The sequence below is a fragment of the Mesorhizobium sp. WSM4311 genome (genome assembly GCF_002295115.1).
Lineage (GTDB): Bacteria > Pseudomonadota > Alphaproteobacteria > Rhizobiales > Rhizobiaceae > Mesorhizobium.
Map to the genome: position 1 here is coordinate 151,577 of NZ_NSFV01000003.1, position 19,854 is coordinate 171,430.

Genomic DNA, 19,854 nt, shown 5'->3' on the forward strand with positions numbered 1-19,854 from the left:
ACGGATCCGGGACATCTCGGAATGCTTGCGCCTTAACGCGATCCCAGGAATGTCGCCTTGCCGAGTGGCACGCCATTGTGGCGAAGAATGTCGTAAGCGGTGGTGAGGTGGAAATAGAAATTGGGCATGGCCACATGCAGCAGATACTGCATGCCAGCCAAAGTCGTTTCGCGTCCGCCGAGTTTCAGTTCGATCACCTTGTTGTCGGAGCCGTCGATCTCGGCGGGCGAGAACGTCGCCAGAAGCGCGAGCGTCTTGGCGATCCGCGCCTCGAGTTCGGCAAAGCTTGCTTCATTGTCCTCGTATTTTGGTACCTCCCGGCCGGCCAGCCGCGACGGCGCGCCCTTGGCGTGGTCGGTGGCGATCTGCACCTGCCGGGTCAAAGCGAACATGTCGGGTGCGAGCCGCGCCGTCAAAAACACCTGCGGGTCGATCTTGCGGTCAAGCGCGTTCTGTTCGGCAGCAGCCAGCACATTGGAAAGTGCTTTCAGCCTGGTTGAAAACACGGGCACGGATGCCTCATACATCGATATCGTCACGTCAGATCTCCTGTCCGGTCGGAACGCCGGCGCAGCGAGGTAGCGCCTGCGCAAACGATTCTTCAAGCGCCGTCGGCTCCGCGTCACCACGCCGCCGCAATCGCCATGGTAGAATTTGCGTTATCGAGCGGAGATTCCCGATGAGATGCGTCCTTCTCGCAGCGACTGCCCTTCTCTCCCTTGCCACATCCGGCCAAGCGGCGCTGGCCGCCGATGACGCGCCCGAAGCACCCTATGTCGACGACCGATCGAGCGCCGAGGCGGTCATTCGCTCGCTCTACAGCGCCATCAACCGGCACGAATTCGCCCGCGCCTGGGGTTACTTCGGCGACACAAAGCCGGCTAAGGATTTCGACAGTTTCGTCAAGGGTTATGACGGCACCGACAAGGTCGAGGTCGCGACCGGTGCCATTTCGGACGACGGTGCCGCCGGCAGCATCTTCTACAATGTCCCGGTCGCCATCCGTGCCACCGACAAGAGCGGCGGCGAAAAGGTCTTTGCCGGCTGCTACACGCTGCGACAGGTCAATGCCCAGATCCAGGCGGCGCCGCCCTTCGATCCGATCCATATCGAAAAAGGCGCGCTGAAACTCTCCACCGCCGATTTCGAAGAGGCGCTGCCGCCAAGCTGCGGCGACGGCCCGCCGCCGCCGAAGAAGGATACGGCACTCGAGCAGGCCAAGAAAGCCTTCCTGGCGACCTATGGCGACCAGTGCGACAAGCAGTTCCTGGCTAATGAGCCGGAGGTGTTTTCGATCAAGTACAAGGACAAGGATGCGCAGCCCGGCGATCCCGACAAGGAAACACGGCTGTTCCATTTCTCCTGTTCGGCCGCGGCCTACAATGAAAGTTCGGTCTACTACATGACCGACGAATTGTCGGCCGTGAAGCAATTGCAGTTCGCCGAACCCAAGATGGACATCCGCTATGAGAACAACAACAGCGACGGCAAATTGCTGGGCATGAGCATCGTCGGCTTCGAGACGACCGGTTGGGCGGTCAATTCCGACTATGACGCGGAAACCCATACGATCACCACCTTCGACAAGTGGCGTGGCGTCGGCGATGCCTCCGATTCGGGAACCTATCTGTTCCGGAACGGCGATTTCTCCCTGGTCCAGTATGACGTCGATGCGTCCTATGACGGCGAGGAGAACCCTCAGACGGTCGTCGACTACAACACCGCGCCCTGAGGGACGTCGGGGCAGCGCCGATCAAGGCGCCTTCGACAGCATCCAGTTCAGCGTGCCACGCCAGTCGACCATGCGGATTGGCGTGCCGTGCGTGCCGGTCTCGAAGCGGACGAAGCGGGTCGGATAGGGATAGGCCTTCGACCTGGCGATGATGGAGCGGAAGAAGGCTTCCTGGTTCGCTACGGGAAATACCACGTCATGGCTGCCCTGGCCGAAGAAGACGGGGACATGGCGCCTGAAGGCGGGACTTGCGAGGAAACTCTCGTCCCATAGCGATCCGAGCAGCAGCAGCCCGTTGATGCGCCGGCCGGTATCGTTGCGCGCGGCAAGCTTCCAGCACAGCGCGCCGCCCATCGAGCCGCAGGCGACGAAGATTTTCGCGCCTGGGGACTGTTCGGCATAATGATCGATCAATGCCGCGACCTGTGCGGCCCCCTTGTCACCGAAATCCGGGAAATCCGGCGAGAGATAAAGCCCGCCATTGCCGGCCATCAGGTTCTTGAGCCGGTTGAAATTGCCGCCGAAAGTGAAATCGTCGACGCCCTGCTTGCGACTGCCACCCTGCCCGTGCAGGTAGAGCACGATGAGGGCAGCTCCTTGCGTCTTGCCGACGGCGACGTGCCTGACATCGCCGGCGTCCGTCTTCAGCATCAGATCCTGCTGCACCTGGCGCACGCTGGTGTCGGTGTATTGCGGATGCACGCGCTTTTCGGGCACTTCGTCGCGCTGGTTGATATCGCGCATCTCGCGGTAGTCGATGACGGTGTAAGCGCCGCCGTCGCCCGTCGACAAGGTCGCCGGATAGGCGAAGAGATCGTCCTTGAAGGGTTTCAGTTCGAGGGCATCGGCCTGGCGGGCAAGGCCAAGAACAAATAAAGCAGCCAGAAAGGCATGGAGTGGGGAAAGAAAACGAAAGGCCATACCGCAGGCTTGCGTAATTCGGCCCGGGTTTGTCAATCCTGCAGCACGCCGCCTGCACCTTCGAGCGCCTCGCGGGTGTCGACATCGACAGACGCGCCCTCGCCGATCTCGACATCGATGACATCGAGCCCCTCGGCCTCGACCAGATGGCGTGCGCCGGTATCGCCTTCGAGATGGGCGATGGCCGGGAACAGCGCGCGCGGCAGGAGCACCGGGTTGCCGCGCTTGCCCTGATGCGAGGCGCGGACCACGGAATTGCCTCCGGCCTTGCGGAAGGCATCGATCAGCCGGTCGAGATCGCCTGATACGACGCCAGGCATATCTCCCAAAACGATCATCACGCCGGCGGTGTCCTCGGGCAGATAGGCAATGCCGGCCTTCAGCGAGGTCGACAGGCCATCGGCGAAATCGGGATTGTCGGCGAAGGTCACATCCAGCCCCGCCAGCGCCGCACGCACGCGCTCGCGCTGATGGCCGGTGACGACGATCGTGCCCGAAGCCTTCGAGCCGAGCGCGCGCTCCGCGGTGCGGCGCACCAGCGGCTTGCCGTCGAACAGCGCCATGAGCTTGTTCGGGCCGCCCATGCGGCTTGACCGGCCAGCCGCCAGAAGCACTATGGCGACCTTGAGCCGGCTCTTGGCCGGCAGCGGTTCGCGCGGCTGCGGCCGCGTCGGGATTTCCATCAGCAGCCCGCCGACCCCCATGCCGGCGATATCCTTCGCGGTGACGTCGAGGCCGGCAACCAGGCGGTCGAGCACCCAGTCGAAGCCGTTTTCCTTGGGACTGCGGGCGCAGCCGGGCGCGCCGATGACTCGCTTGCCGCCGAGTGTACCGAGCACCAGCAGATTGCCGGGATCGACCGGCATGCCGGCGCGGACAACGGTTCCGCCGGCCCTCTCGATCGCCGCGGGAACGACATCGGCGAAATCGCTCATTGCCGAGGCGCCAAAGATCACCACCAGGTCATTGTCGCGCGCCAGCGAGGCGGCGGCCTCCGCCACGGGCGCGATCTCGTGCGGCGTGCGGCGTTCCGCCGTCAACCTGCCGCCCGAACGCGCCAGCCGCGCTTCGGTGACGCGCAGCGTCTTGTCGAGCACGCTGGGCTTGATGCCCGGCAGGACCGTCTGGATGACGCCGACGCGCACCGGCTGATAGGCGTTGACGGCAAAGATCTCGCCGCCGGCGCAGATCTTCATCACGGTGTCGACCAAGGTCGAAACGACCGCGAAGGGGATGATCTTCACAGTCGCCACCATCTGGCCTTTTTCGACCGGAGCATGCTGCGCCAGCGTGGCAATGGTGATGGCGGGATCGACGGCGTTGATGGCGTCGATCATTGCCGCGCTGACCGTGAAGATGCCGGATGCCTTGGCGTGGAGATTGACCCGGCCAGTGGCCGCCGGCCTCACCTCGATGCCGCTGAACCTCATGCTCTCGGCAATTCTTTGCGCCGCGGCGTCCTCGCCGAGATCATCCGAGGCCAGCACCGCCGCAACGACCTGCGAGACGCCAGCCCGCTTGAGTACGGAAACATCTTCGGCGCTCAGCCTGTGCGCCTTGCGAAAGCGCTTTTCACCAGCGGTGGTGGCATGCGCCAGCACCGCGCCTTCTGCCTCTTCAATCGCAATCGGACCGAATTTCACGCTACCGCGCCTTTGGCATCGAGGCCGCGCGAGCGGAAGGCGTGGATGGTCTGCGCGAGAACGGCCACGGCGATCTCGGCGGGGCTCGCGGCACCGATATCGAGCCCGATCGGCGCATGGATACGGGCGATCTGGTCGGCAGTTGCGCCCAGCGCCAGCAGGCGCTCGACGCGCTTGGCGTGCGTCTTGCGGCTGCCAAGCGCACCGACATAGAAGCAATTGGCGTCTAGCGCGGCCTTCAGCGCGAAATCGTCGATCTTCGGGTCATGGGTGACGGCGGCAAGTGCGGTATAGCTGTCGAGCGGCTGGCGTTTCAGTACATCTTCCGGCCACTCGGCATGCAGAGCGACATCGGGAAAGCGGTCCGGCGTGGCAAAAGCGGTGCGCGGATCGATGATCTCGACGGGATAGCCGGCGATTTTCGCCATCGGCGCCAGCGCCTGGCTGATATGAACGGCGCCGATCACCACGAGGCGCGGCTGCGGCAGATGCGCGTTGAGAAAGAAGGTCCGCCCTTCGGCCTCGACCGAACCGGAATTGCCCGATCGAAAGGCCTTGGCGATCGCGGCTCCGAGATCCCCGGCGACCTGATCGCCCTCACGCACGATGCGGTCGCGGGCATCACCGAGATCGGTGACGAGGATCGCCGCACGGCGGGCGCGGCGCTCGGCATTCAAGGCTTTCAGCGCGTATGGATCCATCTGAGATCAGCCCAACCGCTCGACATACACCTTGATGCGGCCGCCGCAGGACAGGCCGACCTGCCAGGCGGTTTCGTCGGCGACGCCGAATTCGAGCATCCTGGCCTTGCCGGAGCCGATGACATCGATCGCCTCGGTCACCACCGCGCCCTCGACGCAGCCGCCCGAGACCGAGCCGTGAAAATTGCCTTCGGCGTCGATGACCAGATGGCTGCCGACAGGCCTCGGCGCCGAACCCCAGGTCTCGACCACGGTGGCAATGGCGACATCCTTGCCATCCTTCATCCAACCTTCCGCGATGATCAGCGGATCGCGGGCCTCATCGAGATAATGACTGTCGTTCATCGTTGCTTCTCTCAGGGTCTGTTTTTCCAGGGGGCCGGGAAACATATGGCTATGCGGCGTGCCTCGCGCCAGCTTCCATCCATCGCCGCGGATCGACGGACTGTGCCGACTTCTTGTCCAGCGACGCGCAGAGGTCGGCGAGCGCATCGAGATTGTGTACCGAGCGGAATTCATCGACATGCGGCAGCATCGCCTTGACGCCGCGAGCACGTGCCTGAAAACCGTCGAAGCGCAGCAACGGGTTCAACCAGATCAGCCGCCGGCAGGATTTATGCAGCCGCTCCATCTCCTGCGAAAGGCCGGCGACATCGTCGCGCTCCAGCCCGTCGGTGATCAGAAGCACGACCGCGCCCTGTCCCAGCACGCGCCGCGACCATATCAGGTTGAACTCGGCCAGTGTGTCGCCAATGCGTGTGCCGCCGGACCAGTCCTTGACCGCCGCCGAACAATCGGCAAGGGCGGCATCGGGATCGCGGTGGCGCATCTGCCGGGTCAGATTGGTCAGCCGCGTGCCGAAGACGAAGGTGTGGACGCGGCGGCGTTTTTCCGTCAGCGCGTGCAGAAAATGCAGGAAGATGCGCGTGTACTGGCTCATCGAGCCGGAAATGTCGGCCAGCACCACCAGCGGCGGGTGGACTTCACGGGCCGAGCGGAATTTCGGCAGGATCAATTCGCCGCCGGTGCGCGCGGCCGAGCGCATCATGGCGCGCGGGTCGATGCGGCGGCCATGCGCATCCGCCTTGAAGCGCCGGGTCCGCACCATGTCGAAAGGCAGCCGCAGCTCGGCGATCGCCTTCTTCGCGTCCGCCATTTCGGTAGCGTTCATCTGGGCAAAGTCCTTGTCCCGCAACACCTCGTTGCCGGAAAAGGTGAAGCGGGCATCGACCTCGATCTCAGGGACCTCCTGCGGTGGCTGGTTTTTCTGATGGCCTTCGAACATTGCCTGGCTGACGCGGTTCTCGGCCGCGCGCGGCTTCTGCTTCTCCCTGACGTCGGGCGCCACGGGCGAAAACATCGCCAGCAGTTTCTCGATCAGTTCGCGCGATTTCCAGAACAGGCGGAAGGCCTCGTCGAAGACCGGGTGATCCTCGTGCCTGGACACCAGCACGGCATGCAGCGTCCAGTAGAAATCGTCACGCGAGCCGATGCCGGCGGCCAGCACCGCCTCGATGGCGTCCTTGACCGAGGCCGGCCCGACCCGCATGCCAGCCTTGCGCAAGGTGCGGGCGAAATAGATGATGTTGTCGGCGATGCGTCCGCCCGCCGTCGCCTCTTTGGAGTCGGAACGCGGCGCCTTCATCGCGTTACTCCGCCGCCGCGAGCTCGGCCTTGACCTCGTCGAGGATGCGCCGGCCCTCGCCCGTGCCGATGCGGGCAATGTCGTCCTGGTATTTCAACAGCACGCCGATCGTGTCGGACACGGTTTCCGGGTCGAGCGCCACCTTGTCGAGTTCGGTCAGCGCGCCGGCCCAGTCTATGGTCTCGGCGACTCCCGGCACCTTGAACAATTCGATCTGGCGCAGTTTCTGGATGAAGGAGACCACCTCCGCCGAAAGCCGCTGGTTGGCCCGCGGCACCTTGCGGCGCACGATCTCCAATTCGCGCTCGGCATTGGGATAATCGACCCAGTGATACAGGCAGCGCCGCTTCAGCGCGTCGTGGATCTCGCGGGTGCGGTTGGTGGTGATGATGACGATCGGCGGTTCTTCCGCCTTGATGGTGCCGAGTTCGGGCACCGTCACCTGGTAGTCGGAGAGGATTTCGAGCAGGAACGCTTCGAAGGCTTCGTCGGTGCGGTCAAGTTCGTCGATCAGGAAGACCGGGGCCGCTCCCGTCTTGCCAGTCAACGCATCGAGCACCGGTCGGCGGATCAGGTATTTTTCCGAGAAGACGTTGCGCTCCATGGCGGAGCGGTCGACCTTGCCGGCCGCCTCCTCCATGCGGATCTCGATCATCTGCGCGGCGTAATTCCACTCGTAGACAGCAGACGAAACGTCAAGCCCTTCATAGCACTGCAGGCGGATCAGCCTGCGGCCAAGCGCCTGCGCCAACACCTTGGCGATCTCGGTCTTGCCGACGCCGGCCTCGCCCTCGAGGAACAATGGCCGGTTCATGCGCAACGACAGGAAAAGCACAGTCGCCAGCGATCGATCCGCCACATAGTCCGCGCCGGTCAGGAGATCGAGCGTCTCGTCGATCGTCCGCGGTACGGGGCGCGGTTTCAGTTCGGTCATTCTTTCTCCGTGAACGCCGCCGCTCCGCTGTCCAGGACATGGTAGCCGCGGGCGTGATAGATCAGCGGCCGCAAATTATCGCCCATGCGAAGGCCTGTCACCTTGCCAAAAAGCACACGATGCGTGGCCAGGTCCTTGGTGTCGATCAGTTCGCAGTCGAACACGGCCAGCGCCCCCTTCAGCGTCGGTGCGCCGGTGGAGATCACATCCCATTCGCCGAGCGCGAAACGCTCCTCGACCGGCAGGCCGGTGATGCCGGAAAAGCCGACCGACAGCGGTTCCTGATGCGAAGCCAGCGTGTTCAGGGCAAACCGGCCGTTTTTCACGAACAGCTCATTCTTGGCATTTTCGCGGTTGAGACAGACCAGGATGGTCGGCGGCGTGTCCGACACCGAGCAGGCAGCGATTACCGTCGTGCCGCGCTTGCCGGCGGGCCCGTCGGTGGTGACCACGTGAACGTGGCCGGCAAAATGGCTCATCGCGTCGCGATAGGCCTGCGGTCCAATGTCATTCTTCTTCAGCACCGGAAATTGTCCATAGCCAGAACCCTACCGCTATATATGGCCAGACATGACATGCCACAAGCGAAGTGCTTGGCCCATATCCCGAATTCGCGTGTTGCACCAAGGCCGGGCAGCCTTTAGGTCTTGGCGAGAATTGGCGCTCGCGCTGTTATCGCGGGCTTGGGAGGAACTCTTCGGCAGGATGCGACCCGGGGCAACGATATCCGCCGCGCTGGCCTGGCTGTTCTTGGCCGGCGCCGCCAGCGCCCAGACGCTGACGATCGGCGTTGCTGCTCCGTTGTCGGGACCGTCGGCCATCCTCGGCAAGCAGATCGGGGTCGGTGCCGGGCTCGCGGCGCAAGCAAACGGCGTCGAACTCAAGACCGAGGATGATGCCTGCACCGCCGATGGCGGTGCAGCCGCGGCCAGGGCTCTTGCCGCGGCCAGGGTCAGTGTCGTGATCGGCTTCCTATGCACCGAAGCCATCGAGGCGGCGATGCCGATCCTCAAGGACGCCAATATCCCGGTCATCACCGTCGGCGTGCGCACCGAAAGCCTTACCGATCGCCGCGCCAAAACCGGCTGGCCGGTCTATCGCCTGGGGCCTCGCGGCGACGATGAGCGCAACGCCGTTGCCTCCACCCTCACCCGTCTGTGGCAGAACGAACTGTTCGCCATTATCGACGACGGCACCATCTATGGCCGCGAGATGGCCGAAACATTTCGCGCGGCGGCCGAGCAAGCGGCGCTGAAGCCGGTGTTCGTCGACACGTTCCGGCCGCAACTCGATAACCAGATAGGAATGATCGGTCGACTGAAGAAGGCCGGCGCCACGCATGTCTTTGCCGGCGGCGACGGCGACGACGTCGCCATTATGGGTCGCGATGCCGCACAGCTACAGGCCGGCATGGTCTTTGCCGGCGGCGAAAATCTGCGCACGCCGCCCGGAGACTTGGCCTATGCGACGGGCACGCTGATGATCGCGCCGCCCGAATGGGCCGATGTCGCCGACGCAAAGGCGCTGGAAAGCTTCTCCGCGCAAAAGATCGTGCCGGACGGCTACACGCTGCCGGCCTATGCGGCGGTGGAGATCGCCAAGGCCGCATCGACCTTGTCCCCGGGCAAGCCGCTGACCGAGGTGCTGAGCGGGCATGATTTCACCACGGCGATCGGGCCGGTCCGCTTTGACGCCAAGGGCGACCTCAGCCAGAGCCCCTACCGCGTCTTCCGCTTCGACGGCGCGCGCTTCGTGCCTTTGGAAAGCAATTGATGTTCCGCACCGGTCCTCGCAATCTGATCACCGACGTTGCCGGCCTGCGCGTCGGCAATGCATCCGACGCCCGGCTGAAATCCGGCGTGACGACGATCCTTTGCGACGAACCGGCGGTGGCCGGTGTCCAGATCCTGGGCGGTGCGCCAGGCACGCGCGAGACTGACCTGCTCGAACCGCACAATTCGATAGAGGCGATCCACGCCGTGGTGCTGTCGGGCGGTTCGGCTTTCGGCCTCGATGCCGCGTCCGGCGTGCAGGCGGCGTTGCGCGAGCGCGGCATCGGCTTCGAGGTGGGCGGATTTCGCGTGCCGATCGTGCCGGCGGCGATCCTGTTCGACCTGCGCAATGGTGGGGACAAGGAATGGGGCCGTTACCCCCCATATCGCGATCTCGGCTATGAGGCAGCACAATCCGCCGCCACCGATTTCCAGCTCGGCACGGTCGGTGCCGGCACAGGTGCGCTGACCGCCGGGCTGAAGGGCGGCCTGGGCTCCGCTTCGACGCTGCTGGACAGTGGCGTTACAATCGGTGCGCTGGCCGCCGTCAATCCGACCGGATCGGTGACCGTCGGGCGCACCCGCCATTTCTGGGCGGCGCCCTTCGAAATCGGCGACGAATTCGGCGGGCTCGGCTATCCCTCGCCCATGCCGGGCGATGCGAAGGAGATTTTGCTGAAATACCGCGACAAGCATGTAGGCACGCGGATGGAGACCGTCGGCAACACCACCATCGCGGTCATCGCGACGGATGCGGTTCTCACCAAGGCCGCAGCGAAACGCCTGGCAATGTCGGCGCATGACGGCTTCGTGCACGCCATCTGGCCGACGCACACGCCGGCCGATGGTGACCTGGTGTTCGCACTGGCGACGGGGACGAACGGCATCCGGCTCGAGGCCGATGCGGCAATCGACCTCTATGCCGCGGCCGGGGCCACCATGGCGCGCGCCATCAGCCGTGGCGTGTTTGCCGCGACGCCAGCCGACAACGATCTGTTTCCCGTCTGGTCGTTGCGTTTGGGCTGAATCGATCAATCAGATCGGATCGGATTTTTCTTCCTCGAACGTCACCGCCACATCGGAATTCGCTGACAGCCACACCTTCTTGCCATCGACTTCTGCAACCAGGGCCAGAGGAATGTAGTGGTGATGACCTCTGTGAGCGCCCTCGCCGCTGTCGGCCTTGGTCAGCTTGATGCGCTGGCCGTCGATCTTGTCGACAGTGCCGAGATGCACGCCATCGGCGCCGACGACTTCCATATGCTCACGAATTTTGCTGGTGTCGGTCATGGTGGTTCTCCATTGGGACTGCCGACAATAACAACTGACGAGCCGATTGGATGCATCGGCTTTCGGCCCGCACGACGTTTTGATTTCGTCGTGCTAGGGATTGCAACGATCACGGCTGCCGGAGTGAAAAAGATGCGAGTGCTTTTCCTGTTTGCCGTTTGCCTGGCCGCGCAGCTCGGCGCGTCGATCGCCGTCCAGGCCGGCGATGTCGCCGATCTTGAAATCCTTGGCTTCAGCAAGGATGGCGGCGTGTTCGCCTTCGAGGAATACGGAGTCCAGGACGGGTCGGGCTTCCCCTATGCCAACCGCTATTACATCGACACCAGCACCGACAGCTTTCTCAAGGGCACGCCGATCAGGGTCCGGCTCGACGACGAGAACGCCAAGCTGGACGCGGCGCGCCTTCAGGCCCGGCAAAAGGGCGAGGCCATTGTCAGCCAGGCCGAGCTGAGCGCCAATCGCGGCATCACCGCCGGTTTCAACCCGGTGACCGAGCTTTCGGCCGATCCGCACCGCATGGCGGTCAATCCGCGGCCGATCTTCTCTCCGGTCGACCAACCGCTCGAGTTCCGGCTGGACGAGATCGGCATGAACAGCACCGAAGGCTGCGACAGCCAGGGCGAGATCAATGGCTTCCGGCTGCTGCGCGTCGCGGCGCAGGATGGCGGCACCACCAAATTGCTGCACGAGGACAAGTCGATCCCCAAAAGCCGCGGCTGCCCGAACGGTTACCGCATCGGTGCGGTCCAGACATTCTCCATGGATAGCCTCAGCGCCTATGCTGTCCTGATCGCGGTGCGCCAATATGGCTTCGAGGGTCCGGACTTCCGCTGGATCGCCGTGACCGGCCGCCTGTGAGTACGCACGTCGCCATACTCAGCCGCAACCTGAACTTCGTCCGCCGCGCCTTGCCAGGGTGGCGCGCGACGCTTTTCGGCTCGTTCTTGTGGGCCGCAACCATGGGCACGAGCGCGCTCATCAACCTGTTGCTGGACGATTGGGTGACGCCGGAGAAAATCCGCACCGTATCGCTGCTGTTTGCGGGCGGCGGCGCCCTCGCCTTTCCGGTCGGCCTGTTCGTGGCACGGCTGGTCTCACTGGGAAGGCGCCGGGAGGCAGCCTTCGCGGCGACAATGGTATGCCTTGCCGCCGCGACGATCGGGCTGACCGACGGGCTCTATGCCTTGCAGTACCGGTCATACTATGCCGAATGGCATGCACCGGTCTTCACCCTCACCTGGGGGTTTCAACTCGCCTTCACGATGGCGGTGGCGTCCTACCAGTTCATGGTGCTGGGCATCAGGCTCTATTTTCCGCTTGGGTTCATCGCCTTGTTTGCCGCCAGTCTCTGGTTTGCACAGCAGCGGCGTTGAGCATTTTGTCTGTCTCTGTTAGGAGGCGGGCTAACCCTCCGACACATCAGGACTGACCGATGATCCCTCGCTATTCCCGGCCGGAAATGGTCGCCATCTGGTCGCCCGAAACCCGGTTTCGCATCTGGTTCGAAATCGAGGCCCATGCCTGCGACGCGCTGGCCGAACTCGGCGTCATCCCGAAGGAAGCGGCAAAGACCATCTGGGAAAAGGGCGGTGCCGCGAAATTCGACGTCGAGAAGATCGACGAGATCGAACGCGTCACCAAGCATGACGTCATCGCCTTCCTCACACATCTTGCCGAATTCGTCGGACCGGATGCGCGTTTCATCCATCAGGGCATGACGTCTTCGGATGTCCTGGACACCTGCTTTGCCGTCCAGCTTACCCGCGCCAGCGACATTCTACTCGCCGACATTGACAGCCTGCTTGCCGCGCTCAAGCGCCGCGCCTTCGAACACAAGGACACCGTTACCATCGGCCGCAGCCACGGCATCCATGCCGAGCCGACAACCTTCGGCATCAAGCTGGCGCAGGCCTATGCCGAATTCTCGCGCTGCCGCGAGCGGCTGGTGCACGCACGCGAAGACATCGCCACCTGCGCCATTTCCGGGGCGGTCGGCACCTTCGCCAACATCGAACCCTATGTCGAGGAGCATGTCGCGGCAAAGCTCGGGCTGAAGCCGGAGCCGGTGTCGACGCAAGTGATCCCGCGCGACCGCCACGCCATGTTCTTTGCCACGCTCGGCGTCATCGCCTCGTCGATGGAGCGGCTGGCGACCGAGATCCGGCACCTGCAGCGCACCGAGGTGCTGGAAGCGGAGGAATATTTTTCGCCGGGCCAGAAAGGCTCGTCGGCAATGCCGCACAAGCGCAACCCCGTGCTGACGGAAAACCTCACCGGCCTTGCCCGCATGGTGCGCTCCATGGCGCTGCCGGCGATGGAGGATGTGGCGCTCTGGCACGAGCGCGACATCTCGCACTCCTCCGTCGAGCGCATGATCGGTCCGGACGCCACGGTGACGCTGGATTTCGCGCTGTCACGGCTGACCGGCGTCGTCGACAAGCTGGTCGTCTATCCCGAGAACATGCTGAAGAACATGAACAAGTTCCGCGGCCTGGTGCATTCGCAGCGCGTCATGCTGGCGCTGACGCAGGCAGGCCTGTCGCGCGAGGACTCCTACCGGCTGGTGCAGCGCAACGCCATGAAGGTGTGGGAACAAGGCGCTGATTTTCTTGAGGAACTTTTGGCCGACAAGGAAGTCACCGCTGCCCTGCCGGAGGCGGAAATCCGTGAGAAATTCGACCTGGGCTACCACACCAAGCATGTCGACACGATCTTCAGGCGGGTGTTTGGAGAGGCTTGAGCTTCCTTCACCCCGTAGACGGGAGAAAGAAGCCGTGCCGACGCCGATCACGCCTTTCCGGGAACGGTCCTGATCACCGTGCCCCAGGGATCCTCACGGGTCGTTTCGCAGGTCACATTGTCCGAACGCATCTCGACCCAGGCGAGGCCCGAGCGCGACGGGTCGCGACGGCCGGCGCCGGCGCTCTGCCAGGCATTGGCGCCGATGTGATGATGGTAATGGCCTGACGACAGGAACACTGCCTGACCGCCATATCTGGCCACCGTGTCGAAGCCGAATTCCTGGTTCCACCAGGCTTCCGCCTCTTCCGGCCTGCCGACACGCAGATGGACATGGCCGACGATGCTGTTTTCCGGCGCGCCTCGCCACCCCGCATCGCCGGCCGGCACTTCGCCGACGACAGCCGGAATGTTGAGCCGCTCGGTCGCCATGGCGATCTTGTCGCCGTTCCATTTCCAGTCCTGCGGCCGGCGGTCGGCATAGATCTCGATGCCGTTGCCTTCGGGGTCGGTCAGGTAAAGCGCTTCGCTGACCAGATGGTCGGACGCGCCCTCGATGGCGATCTTGTCTGATATGGCGTGGTTGATCCAGCGGCCGAGATCGGCACGGCTGGGCAGCAGGAAAGCCGTGTGGAACAGGCCGGCGCTGCGCGGATCGTCCGGCTTGGCCGAAGCATCCGGCTCGAGGACCAGCAACGGACGGCTGCCGGCGCCGAGCGTGATCGCGCCATCGGCACGGCTCAATTCCTGCAGGCCGACAACCCGGCGATAATAGGCAGCGAGGCTCTCAGCATCGCGCGCCTTCAGCCCGACGCGGGCAACGCTCACCGGCGTGGTGGCGGCAAATGGCAGTTCGCTCATCATGGTCTCCATCGCGGCGACGCTTGATGAAGCTCCCAATGTCAGGGGCCCGGCGCCGCCGATTATTGTACGTCGTGTCAGCGCCAAAATCCCGGTCCTCCACGGCTGTTTCTCTCCTAACGACAGATCGTCGATCGCGATCGTTCACACAAGACAGCGAAAAGCGAACATGGTGTTCACCATTACGAGCAGAAGCGCGTCCATCAACGGTTGCATGAGGCAATCACGCTCGCTATCTCAGCTCCATGAAAGTCAAAGATGCAGATATCCTGATCGTCCCGGGCTACACCAACTCCGGACCCGAGCACTGGCAAACCCGCTGGCAATCGAAACTGTCGACGGCGCGGCGCGTCGAGCAGGCTGAATGGTCGAAGCCGGTCCGCGAGGACTGGACGGCGAGCGTGGCCAAAGCGGTCAACGAGGCCGAGAGGCCTGTGGTCATCGTCGCGCACTCGTTAGGGGTGGCTGCGGCCGTGCAGGCCATCCCGCAATTCGTCAGACCGGTCGCCGGCGCCTTCTTCGTGGCGCCGCCCGATGTTGCCAACCCTGGGATCAAGCCGAAGCACCTGATGACCTTCGGACCCTACCCGCGCGAGCCGCTGCCCTTTCCGTCGGTCGTGATAGCCAGCCGCAACGACCCGTTCTGTGCCTTCGATGTCGCCGAGGACATAGCCGGCGCCTGGGGTTCGCTGTTCATCGATGCCGGCGAGACCGGCCATCTCAACCAGGATTCTGGCTTCGGCCCATGGCCCGAAGGCTCGATGACCTTCGCCAAGTTCCTGACGGATCTGTGATTGAGACCCGAAGTCGGCGCACAGAGTCCCGAAGAAACCGCCGAGCTCCAATAAACAATAATCTAAGGTGGCTCGCGAGCGCCCAACCGCCCGGCGCCGTGACGGCAGTTCCTCCGGTTCGGGTTCAGACTCCGATCGAATCCTTGATATCTTTCAGCAGGGTCCTTGCCCCCAACGAAATCAACGCGTGCTCGGAACCGGTGGCGAGCAGGCGATAGCCCATCGAGACGACCCGGCCGGCAATTGCTGGTTCGACGACATAGATCGCAGCATGTTTTCCGGCCTTGCGGGTGCGCTCGGCCACCGACGCCACCGTCTCCATCATGCTCTCCAGCGTCGAACTGACCGTGGCGCCATTGGTCCAGGCAATCGAGAAATCCGACGGCCCGAGGAAGATGCCGTCAATGCCGGGCGTGTCGAGAATGCCGTCGAGCGCGTCGAGCGCGGCGCGCGTCTCGACCATGGCAAAGGCCATGGTGCGCTGATTGGTGTCGCGCAGCCATTCGGCATAGTCGCCCTTGCCGTGGCGCGGAAAGGCATAGGTGGGGCCCCACGAGCGCTCGCCGAGCGGTGGATATTTCATCGCCGCGGCGAACAGCTTTGCATCGGCCACCGAATTCACCATCGGCGCGATCACCGCCTCGGCGCCGAAATCGAGCGCCCGGCTTGCCATGTCGAAACGGCCGACGGGGATGCGCACCAGCGCCGGCTTGTTTGCGGCAAGCACGGGCAAGAGACCGCGCAGCACGCTGTCCTCGTGATGACCGCCATGCTGCATGTCGAGCGTGATGGCATCGAAGCCCTGTTTGGCGAGGATCTCGACGGTCAGGGCATCCGGCACACCGGACCAAGCGGTGACCAGCGTTTCATCGGCGGCAAGGCGGGACTTCAGGGACATCTAGTCTTCTTCCTCGTTAATGTCGGCAGTTTCAGCCGGAAACCACGCCAAAGGCAAAGAAAAACCGCCCGGCTTGGCCGGGCGGTCGATTGGTCCAGTCATTCATTTTTGCCGCAGGTTCCGTCGCAAAACCGGGACACTCTTGCGAAACCCTGCGTCGGCCCGGATCAGGTGTTCTTGATCTGCTCGATCGCCTGCGCCATCAGTTCGTCCATGGTGCGGCGGATCTGATGGTCCGACTGGTCGACGCCGGCGGCATCGAAATCCTTACGGATCTTGCGGAACACGTCGTGATCGCCGGCTTCCTCGATGTCGGAAACAACGACTTCCTTGGCATAGGTATCGGCGTCGGCACCCGACTTTCCGAGCTTTTCGGCGGCCCACAGGCCGAGCGCCTTGTTGCGGCGCGCCGACGCCTTGAACCGAAGCTCTTCGTCGAACACAAATTTGCGCTCGAAGCCTTCTTCGCGATCTTTCATGCTGCTCATGGCGTCCCTCCGGGTCAAATGCGATTCGTTGGCAGAGATATGTGTGTTGCCAAAGCACAAACCAAAACGTCGCGAGCCGGTCAATACGCTTCGTCATATGCTGCGCTGCGGCATTTCAGTCCGGAAAGCGGTTGATTGGACGGATTTGCCGATTGAGCAAACGGTGTGATTGGGATAGACCCGGCATTGAACCCAACCGTCGCCGCAACTAATATAGGCAGACGGACAGGAACTGGTCGCTTGCCGCCTGCCCGCAAATCCAGAGAAAAAATCAGATGAAAAATCGCCGCCGCATTTATGAAGGCAAGGCCAAGATCCTCTATGAGGGACCGGAGCCAGGTACGCTCATCCAGTTCTTCAAGGATGACGCGACCGCTTTCAACAAGAAGAAACACGAGGTCGTCGACGGCAAGGGCGTGCTCAACAACCGCATTTCCGAGCACATCTTCAACCACTTGAACCGCATGGGCATCCCGACCCACTTCATCCGCCGGCTCAACATGCGCGAGCAACTGATCAAGGAAGTCGAGATCATCCCGCTCGAAGTGGTGGTGCGCAACGTCGCCGCAGGTTCGCTGTCGAAGCGCCTCGGCATCGAGGAAGGCACCGTCCTGCCGCGCTCGATCATCGAATTCTACTACAAGGCCGACGCGCTCGACGATCCGATGGTGTCGGAAGAGCACATCACCGCCTTCGGCTGGGCAAGCCCGCAGGAGATCGACGACGTGATGGCGCTCGCCATCCGTGTCAACGATTTCCTCTCCGGCCTGTTCATGGGCGTCGGCATCCAGCTCGTCGACTTCAAGATCGAATGCGGCCGCCTGTTCGAGGGCGACATGATGCGCATCGTCGTCGCCGACGAGATTTCGCCGGACTCCTGCCGCCTGTGGGACGTGGCAACGCAGGACAAGCTCGACAAGGACCGTTTCCGCCGCGACATGGGCGGCCTCGTCGAGGCCTACCAGGAAGTCGCCCGCCGCCTCGGCATCATGAACGAGAACGAGCCGCCGCGCCCGACCGGCCCGGTGCTTGTCGCCTCGACCGACGTCGTCAAAGGCAAGCCGCACTGATAGCGGCTTGCGATCCGATACTTAGAACAGGAGCATGTCCAGCGTGATCAAGGCCCGCATTACCGTCACCCTCAAGAACGGCGTCCTCGACCCGCAAGGCAAGGCGATCGAACACGCGCTGTCCGGTCTGGGCTTCGACGGCGTCGGCGCGGTACGGCAGGGCAAGGTGTTTGACGTCGAACTGGCGGAAGGCGACAAGGCCAAGGCCGAAGCCGATCTGAAAGCCATGTGCGACAAGCTGCTGGCGAATACGGTGATTGAGAATTATAGTGTGGCCATAACCTGAGGTTGTGTCGGAGGGGTTGGTGGCCGAGATCGATGGCAGCTTGATATTTGAAACCCTCAAGTCCATCCAGTCTCGGTTAGACAGGATGGACTTGACGCTCGGAGAGGTGAAATCCGAGCTTGGTTCCATTCGAGGTCATCTCATAGCCACTGAAAGTGACGTGAAAAACATCTATGGTGTGCTCGCTCGCCAGGATGATCGGCTCGAACATATCGAACGCCGTCTCGACCTGCGCGAACTAGCCGAAGCCCAGAGGCCTTACGAACCAAAATGAAATCTGCCGTCGTCCTCCTGCCTGGCCTCAACCGCGACCGCGACATGATCGCGGCGCTGACCAAGATTTCGGGAAAACCGCCGGTTACCGTCTGGCAGACCGACACTGAAATCCCTGACGTCGACCTGATCGCCATTCCAGGCGGCTTCTCCTTCGGCGACTATCTGCGCTGCGGCGCGATCGCGGCGCGCATGCCGGTGATGCGGGCCGTCGCCGAAAAGGCCGCCAAGGGCGTCACGGTCATCGGCGTCTGCAACGGTTTTCAGATCCTGGTCGAGGCCGGCCTGCTGCCGGGGGCGCTCATGCGCAACACCTCCCTGAAGTTCGTCTGCCGGCAGATCAAGCTCGAGATCACCAACGCCAACACCATGTTCACCCGCCGTTACCAGCCGGGCCAGATCATCCGCTCGCCGGTGGCGCATCATGACGGCAATTACTTCGCCGACGCCGAAACCCTTGCCCGCCTCGAAGGCGAAGGCCAGGTGGTGTTCCGCTATGCCGAGGGTACCAATCCCAATGGCTCGATCAACGACATTGCCGGCATCATCAACGAACAAGGCAATGTGCTTGGCCTGATGCCGCATCCGGAAAACCTGATCGAAGCCGCCCATGGCGGCAGCGACGGCCGGGCGCTGTTCGAAGGCGCGCTCGGTATCGCCGCTTGACGATCTCGGCGGCGAACGCGGTTAAATTCATAGGGACATCGGGTCCATTGCTCTGGGGAGAGAGACGGTCATGAAACTCTATTCGCGGCCGTTGTCGCCCTATTCGTCGATCGTGCGGGCGCTTGCCTATATCAAGGACGTGCCGCTCAAGATCATCGCGCCGCCGCCGGGTTTTCCAATCCCCGAAGCGTTTCGCGCCATTTCGCCGATGAACCGGATTCCGGTGCTGATCACCGGCTCGGGCGAAACCATCGTCGAATCGGTTGTCATCGCCGAATATCTCGAGGAACGGTTTCCGGAACCGGCGCTGCTGCCGCCCGATTCCAAGGACCGCGCGCTGGTGCGCATGTTCGCCCGCATCACAGATCTCGACGTGCTGACGCCGATGATGAAGCTTTTCGAGCTGCATTTCGTGCCGAAGCGCAACAATGCCGAGATCGACGCCCAATTCGCCCGCCTGCATCACGGGCTGGCGGCGATCGAGGCACGCATGGCGCATGGCCCCTTCGCGCTCGGCAACGACATCAGCTTTGCCGACGCGTGGCTGACGCCGACCCGTTTCATCTTCAACAATTTCCGCGCCATGACGGGCCGCCACGACTTGCTCGACGCCTATCCCAAATTCGATGCCTATGAGCAGATCGCCTCGCAGCATCCGGCCTTGTCGCGGGTCTGGGGCGAGATGACCGACGGCTTGAAGATCTTTCTGTCCGAACTCGAGATGGGTGCCGCTTGATCAAGTGCAAGACGATCGTTCTCGTCGCAGCCGCAGGCTTAGCCCTGGCGTCCTGCCAGTCGAGCCCGAAGAGCACGCCTGTGCCGTCGGGCAAAAGTGCGGCGCTGCTGGCCATGGAACAAGTGGCGATCGCAGCCCACAAATGCTGGATCGCCAGCAAGGACCCAGCCTTCAAGCAATATCAGATGGCCAATGAACTGAACTCGTTCAGCGGCACGCCGCGTTTCCTTTTGGTGCCGGCCAAGCATTATGGCGGCAAGCCGCTGCTGGTCGTGCAGGCGCAAGGCAGTTCGAGCCGTGTCGACGTGTTCGGACCGCTGATGAACAACCCGCTCGGCGCACGCATCGGCTCGGACATTGCCCGCTGGCAGACGGGCAATCCGGCCTGCGCCGCGACCGCCTGAC

At 63.2% G+C, this 19,854-nt stretch carries 25 protein-coding genes; 13 read left to right on the top strand and 12 right to left on the bottom strand.

The genetic code is table 11. The features are described 5' to 3' along the window. Positions 1 to 32: 32 nt before the first annotated feature. Entirely contained in the window at positions 33 to 539 is a 507-nt protein-coding gene (locus CK226_RS07975) for a DUF1993 family protein (protein WP_095770875.1), read from the bottom strand. Positions 540 to 679: 140 nt separating this feature from the next. Between CK226_RS07975 and CK226_RS07980 the strand changes: the two genes are divergently transcribed. Further along, positions 680 to 1,732 (top strand): DUF1176 domain-containing protein, encoded by a 1,053-nt coding sequence (locus tag CK226_RS07980; protein ID WP_095791536.1) that lies wholly within the window; start codon positions 680 to 682, stop codon positions 1,730 to 1,732. 21 nt (positions 1,733 to 1,753) lie between these two features. Here the strand turns inward: CK226_RS07980 and CK226_RS07985 are convergent, their stop codons facing one another. The 7 genes from CK226_RS07985 to CK226_RS08015 are packed head-to-tail and all read right to left on the bottom strand — an operon-like array spanning position 1,754 to position 8,100. Then, on the bottom strand, positions 1,754 to 2,653 hold the full coding sequence (locus tag CK226_RS07985; RefSeq protein WP_095791537.1) for a phospholipase: 900 nt from the start codon (positions 2,651 to 2,653) through the stop codon (positions 1,754 to 1,756). A 32-nt stretch (positions 2,654 to 2,685) separates the two neighbouring features. Continuing rightward, complete coding sequence (locus CK226_RS07990) at positions 2,686 to 4,296, bottom strand: molybdopterin-binding/glycosyltransferase family 2 protein (RefSeq protein ID WP_095791538.1); 1,611 nt, start codon at positions 4,294 to 4,296, stop codon at positions 2,686 to 2,688. Beyond that, positions 4,293 to 4,997 carry an XdhC family protein gene (locus CK226_RS07995; RefSeq protein ID WP_095791539.1) on the bottom strand — a complete coding sequence of 235 codons (705 nt, stop codon included), beginning with the start codon at positions 4,995 to 4,997 and terminating at the stop codon, positions 4,293 to 4,295. Before CK226_RS07995 ends, CK226_RS07990 begins: the two co-directional genes overlap by 4 nt. Positions 4,998 to 5,003: 6 nt before the next feature. After that, complete coding sequence (locus tag CK226_RS08000; protein ID WP_095770876.1) at positions 5,004 to 5,342, bottom strand: XdhC family protein; 339 nt, start codon at positions 5,340 to 5,342, stop codon at positions 5,004 to 5,006. Positions 5,343 to 5,391: 49 nt separating this feature from the next. Next, positions 5,392 to 6,642, bottom strand: coding sequence for a VWA domain-containing protein (locus CK226_RS08005; RefSeq protein ID WP_095791540.1), 1,251 nt, complete (start codon positions 6,640 to 6,642; stop codon positions 5,392 to 5,394). Positions 6,643 to 6,646: 4 nt separating this feature from the next. Further along, entirely contained in the window at positions 6,647 to 7,576 is a 930-nt protein-coding gene (locus tag CK226_RS08010; protein ID WP_095770342.1) for a MoxR family ATPase, read from the bottom strand. Further along, a complete protein-coding gene (locus CK226_RS08015; RefSeq protein WP_095791541.1) occupies positions 7,573 to 8,100 on the bottom strand; it encodes a flavin reductase in 528 nt (175 codons plus the stop codon). The genes CK226_RS08010 and CK226_RS08015 overlap by 4 nt, the downstream gene beginning before the upstream one ends. Before the next feature lie 181 nt (positions 8,101 to 8,281). Between CK226_RS08015 and CK226_RS08020 the strand changes: the two genes are divergently transcribed. Then, positions 8,282 to 9,349, top strand: a complete 1,068-nt coding sequence (locus tag CK226_RS08020; RefSeq protein ID WP_095770344.1) for an ABC transporter substrate-binding protein — start codon at positions 8,282 to 8,284, stop codon at positions 9,347 to 9,349. Continuing rightward, a complete protein-coding gene (locus tag CK226_RS08025; protein ID WP_095791542.1) occupies positions 9,349 to 10,374 on the top strand; it encodes a P1 family peptidase in 1,026 nt (341 codons plus the stop codon). Before CK226_RS08020 ends, CK226_RS08025 begins: the two co-directional genes overlap by 1 nt. Positions 10,375 to 10,383: 9 nt before the next feature. Here the strand turns inward: CK226_RS08025 and CK226_RS08030 are convergent, their stop codons facing one another. Then, positions 10,384 to 10,638 carry a DUF2171 domain-containing protein gene (locus CK226_RS08030; RefSeq protein WP_095791543.1) on the bottom strand — a complete coding sequence of 85 codons (255 nt, stop codon included), beginning with the start codon at positions 10,636 to 10,638 and terminating at the stop codon, positions 10,384 to 10,386. A gap of 132 nt (positions 10,639 to 10,770) precedes the next feature. Here CK226_RS08030 and CK226_RS08035 point away from each other — a divergent pair, with 132 nt between their 5' ends. From CK226_RS08035 to purB, 3 genes are read left to right on the top strand one after another with little or no spacing between them, the layout of a single operon-like run. Then, on the top strand, positions 10,771 to 11,496 hold the full coding sequence (locus tag CK226_RS08035) for a DUF2259 domain-containing protein (protein ID WP_095770877.1): 726 nt from the start codon (positions 10,771 to 10,773) through the stop codon (positions 11,494 to 11,496). Next, positions 11,493 to 12,011: a hypothetical protein gene (locus CK226_RS08040; protein WP_095791544.1), complete on the top strand. Its 519-nt coding sequence runs from the start codon at positions 11,493 to 11,495 to the stop codon at positions 12,009 to 12,011. Before CK226_RS08035 ends, CK226_RS08040 begins: the two co-directional genes overlap by 4 nt. 59 nt (positions 12,012 to 12,070) lie before the next feature. Continuing rightward, positions 12,071 to 13,378, top strand: coding sequence for an adenylosuccinate lyase (gene purB, locus CK226_RS08045; RefSeq protein WP_095791545.1), 1,308 nt, complete (start codon positions 12,071 to 12,073; stop codon positions 13,376 to 13,378). 47 nt (positions 13,379 to 13,425) lie between these two features. Here purB and CK226_RS08050 read toward each other — a convergent pair whose 3' ends face one another. Beyond that, complete coding sequence (locus CK226_RS08050; RefSeq protein WP_095791835.1) at positions 13,426 to 14,238, bottom strand: VOC family protein; 813 nt, start codon at positions 14,236 to 14,238, stop codon at positions 13,426 to 13,428. 245 nt (positions 14,239 to 14,483) lie between these two features. On the opposite strand from CK226_RS08050, the gene CK226_RS08055 reads away from it, so the two are divergent. Continuing rightward, complete coding sequence (locus CK226_RS08055) at positions 14,484 to 15,032, top strand: alpha/beta hydrolase (protein WP_095791546.1); 549 nt, start codon at positions 14,484 to 14,486, stop codon at positions 15,030 to 15,032. Positions 15,033 to 15,156: 124 nt separating this feature from the next. Here the strand turns inward: CK226_RS08055 and CK226_RS08060 are convergent, their stop codons facing one another. Together CK226_RS08060 and CK226_RS08065 are read right to left on the bottom strand one after the other, a co-directional pair. Further along, entirely contained in the window at positions 15,157 to 15,930 is a 774-nt protein-coding gene (locus CK226_RS08060; protein WP_095770350.1) for an HpcH/HpaI aldolase/citrate lyase family protein, read from the bottom strand. Between the two features lie 167 nt (positions 15,931 to 16,097). Next, the gene (locus CK226_RS08065) at positions 16,098 to 16,418 is read right to left on the bottom strand and encodes a DUF1476 domain-containing protein (protein ID WP_095770351.1); all 321 of its coding nucleotides are present in this window, start codon (positions 16,416 to 16,418) and stop codon (positions 16,098 to 16,100) included. Positions 16,419 to 16,693: 275 nt separating this feature from the next. Between CK226_RS08065 and purC the strand changes: the two genes are divergently transcribed. From purC to CK226_RS08095, 6 genes are all read left to right on the top strand, one after another. Further along, on the top strand, positions 16,694 to 17,488 hold the full coding sequence (gene purC / locus CK226_RS08070; protein ID WP_010909103.1) for a phosphoribosylaminoimidazolesuccinocarboxamide synthase: 795 nt from the start codon (positions 16,694 to 16,696) through the stop codon (positions 17,486 to 17,488). 43 nt (positions 17,489 to 17,531) lie between these two features. Beyond that, a complete protein-coding gene (gene purS, locus CK226_RS08075) occupies positions 17,532 to 17,774 on the top strand; it encodes a phosphoribosylformylglycinamidine synthase subunit PurS (protein ID WP_095770879.1) in 243 nt (80 codons plus the stop codon). A 19-nt stretch (positions 17,775 to 17,793) separates the two neighbouring features. Continuing rightward, on the top strand, positions 17,794 to 18,048 hold the full coding sequence (locus tag CK226_RS08080; RefSeq protein WP_095770880.1) for a hypothetical protein: 255 nt from the start codon (positions 17,794 to 17,796) through the stop codon (positions 18,046 to 18,048). Next, positions 18,045 to 18,713 carry a phosphoribosylformylglycinamidine synthase subunit PurQ gene (gene purQ / locus CK226_RS08085; RefSeq protein ID WP_032930048.1) on the top strand — a complete coding sequence of 223 codons (669 nt, stop codon included), beginning with the start codon at positions 18,045 to 18,047 and terminating at the stop codon, positions 18,711 to 18,713. Before CK226_RS08080 ends, purQ begins: the two co-directional genes overlap by 4 nt. A gap of 70 nt (positions 18,714 to 18,783) precedes the next feature. Next, the gene (locus CK226_RS08090) at positions 18,784 to 19,449 is read left to right on the top strand and encodes a glutathione S-transferase family protein (protein WP_095791547.1); all 666 of its coding nucleotides are present in this window, start codon (positions 18,784 to 18,786) and stop codon (positions 19,447 to 19,449) included. Further along, positions 19,446 to 19,853, top strand: a complete 408-nt coding sequence (locus tag CK226_RS08095) for a hypothetical protein (RefSeq protein ID WP_095791548.1) — start codon at positions 19,446 to 19,448, stop codon at positions 19,851 to 19,853. Before CK226_RS08090 ends, CK226_RS08095 begins: the two co-directional genes overlap by 4 nt. The last annotated feature ends 1 nt before the right edge of the window (position 19,854 follow it).

What these genes read in the sequence shown, in the direction of transcription:
- CK226_RS07985 (WP_095791537.1), bottom strand. Translation starts at nt 2,653, where the DNA reads ATGGCCTTTCGTTTTCTTTCCCCACTCCATGCCTTTCTGGCTGCTTTA.
- CK226_RS08000 (WP_095770876.1), bottom strand. Translation starts at nt 5,342, where the DNA reads ATGAACGACAGTCATTATCTCGATGAGGCCCGCGATCCGCTGATCATC.
- CK226_RS08025 (WP_095791542.1), top strand. Translation starts at nt 9,349, where the DNA reads ATGTTCCGCACCGGTCCTCGCAATCTGATCACCGACGTTGCCGGCCTG.
- purB (WP_095791545.1), top strand. Translation starts at nt 12,071, where the DNA reads ATGATCCCTCGCTATTCCCGGCCGGAAATGGTCGCCATCTGGTCGCCC.
- CK226_RS08005 (WP_095791540.1), bottom strand. Translation starts at nt 6,642, where the DNA reads ATGAAGGCGCCGCGTTCCGACTCCAAAGAGGCGACGGCGGGCGGACGC.
- CK226_RS08035 (WP_095770877.1), top strand. Translation starts at nt 10,771, where the DNA reads ATGCGAGTGCTTTTCCTGTTTGCCGTTTGCCTGGCCGCGCAGCTCGGC.
- purQ (WP_032930048.1), top strand. Translation starts at nt 18,045, where the DNA reads ATGAAATCTGCCGTCGTCCTCCTGCCTGGCCTCAACCGCGACCGCGAC.
- CK226_RS08060 (WP_095770350.1), bottom strand. Translation starts at nt 15,930, where the DNA reads ATGTCCCTGAAGTCCCGCCTTGCCGCCGATGAAACGCTGGTCACCGCT.
- CK226_RS08030 (WP_095791543.1), bottom strand. Translation starts at nt 10,638, where the DNA reads ATGACCGACACCAGCAAAATTCGTGAGCATATGGAAGTCGTCGGCGCC.
- CK226_RS08010 (WP_095770342.1), bottom strand. Translation starts at nt 7,576, where the DNA reads ATGACCGAACTGAAACCGCGCCCCGTACCGCGGACGATCGACGAGACG.
- CK226_RS08065 (WP_095770351.1), bottom strand. Translation starts at nt 16,418, where the DNA reads ATGAGCAGCATGAAAGATCGCGAAGAAGGCTTCGAGCGCAAATTTGTG.
- purC (WP_010909103.1), top strand. Translation starts at nt 16,694, where the DNA reads ATGAAAAATCGCCGCCGCATTTATGAAGGCAAGGCCAAGATCCTCTAT.
- CK226_RS07980 (WP_095791536.1), top strand. Translation starts at nt 680, where the DNA reads ATGAGATGCGTCCTTCTCGCAGCGACTGCCCTTCTCTCCCTTGCCACA.
- CK226_RS07995 (WP_095791539.1), bottom strand. Translation starts at nt 4,997, where the DNA reads ATGGATCCATACGCGCTGAAAGCCTTGAATGCCGAGCGCCGCGCCCGC.
- CK226_RS08020 (WP_095770344.1), top strand. Translation starts at nt 8,282, where the DNA reads ATGCGACCCGGGGCAACGATATCCGCCGCGCTGGCCTGGCTGTTCTTG.
- CK226_RS08090 (WP_095791547.1), top strand. Translation starts at nt 18,784, where the DNA reads ATGAAACTCTATTCGCGGCCGTTGTCGCCCTATTCGTCGATCGTGCGG.
- CK226_RS08050 (WP_095791835.1), bottom strand. Translation starts at nt 14,238, where the DNA reads ATGAGCGAACTGCCATTTGCCGCCACCACGCCGGTGAGCGTTGCCCGC.
- CK226_RS08055 (WP_095791546.1), top strand. Translation starts at nt 14,484, where the DNA reads ATGAAAGTCAAAGATGCAGATATCCTGATCGTCCCGGGCTACACCAAC.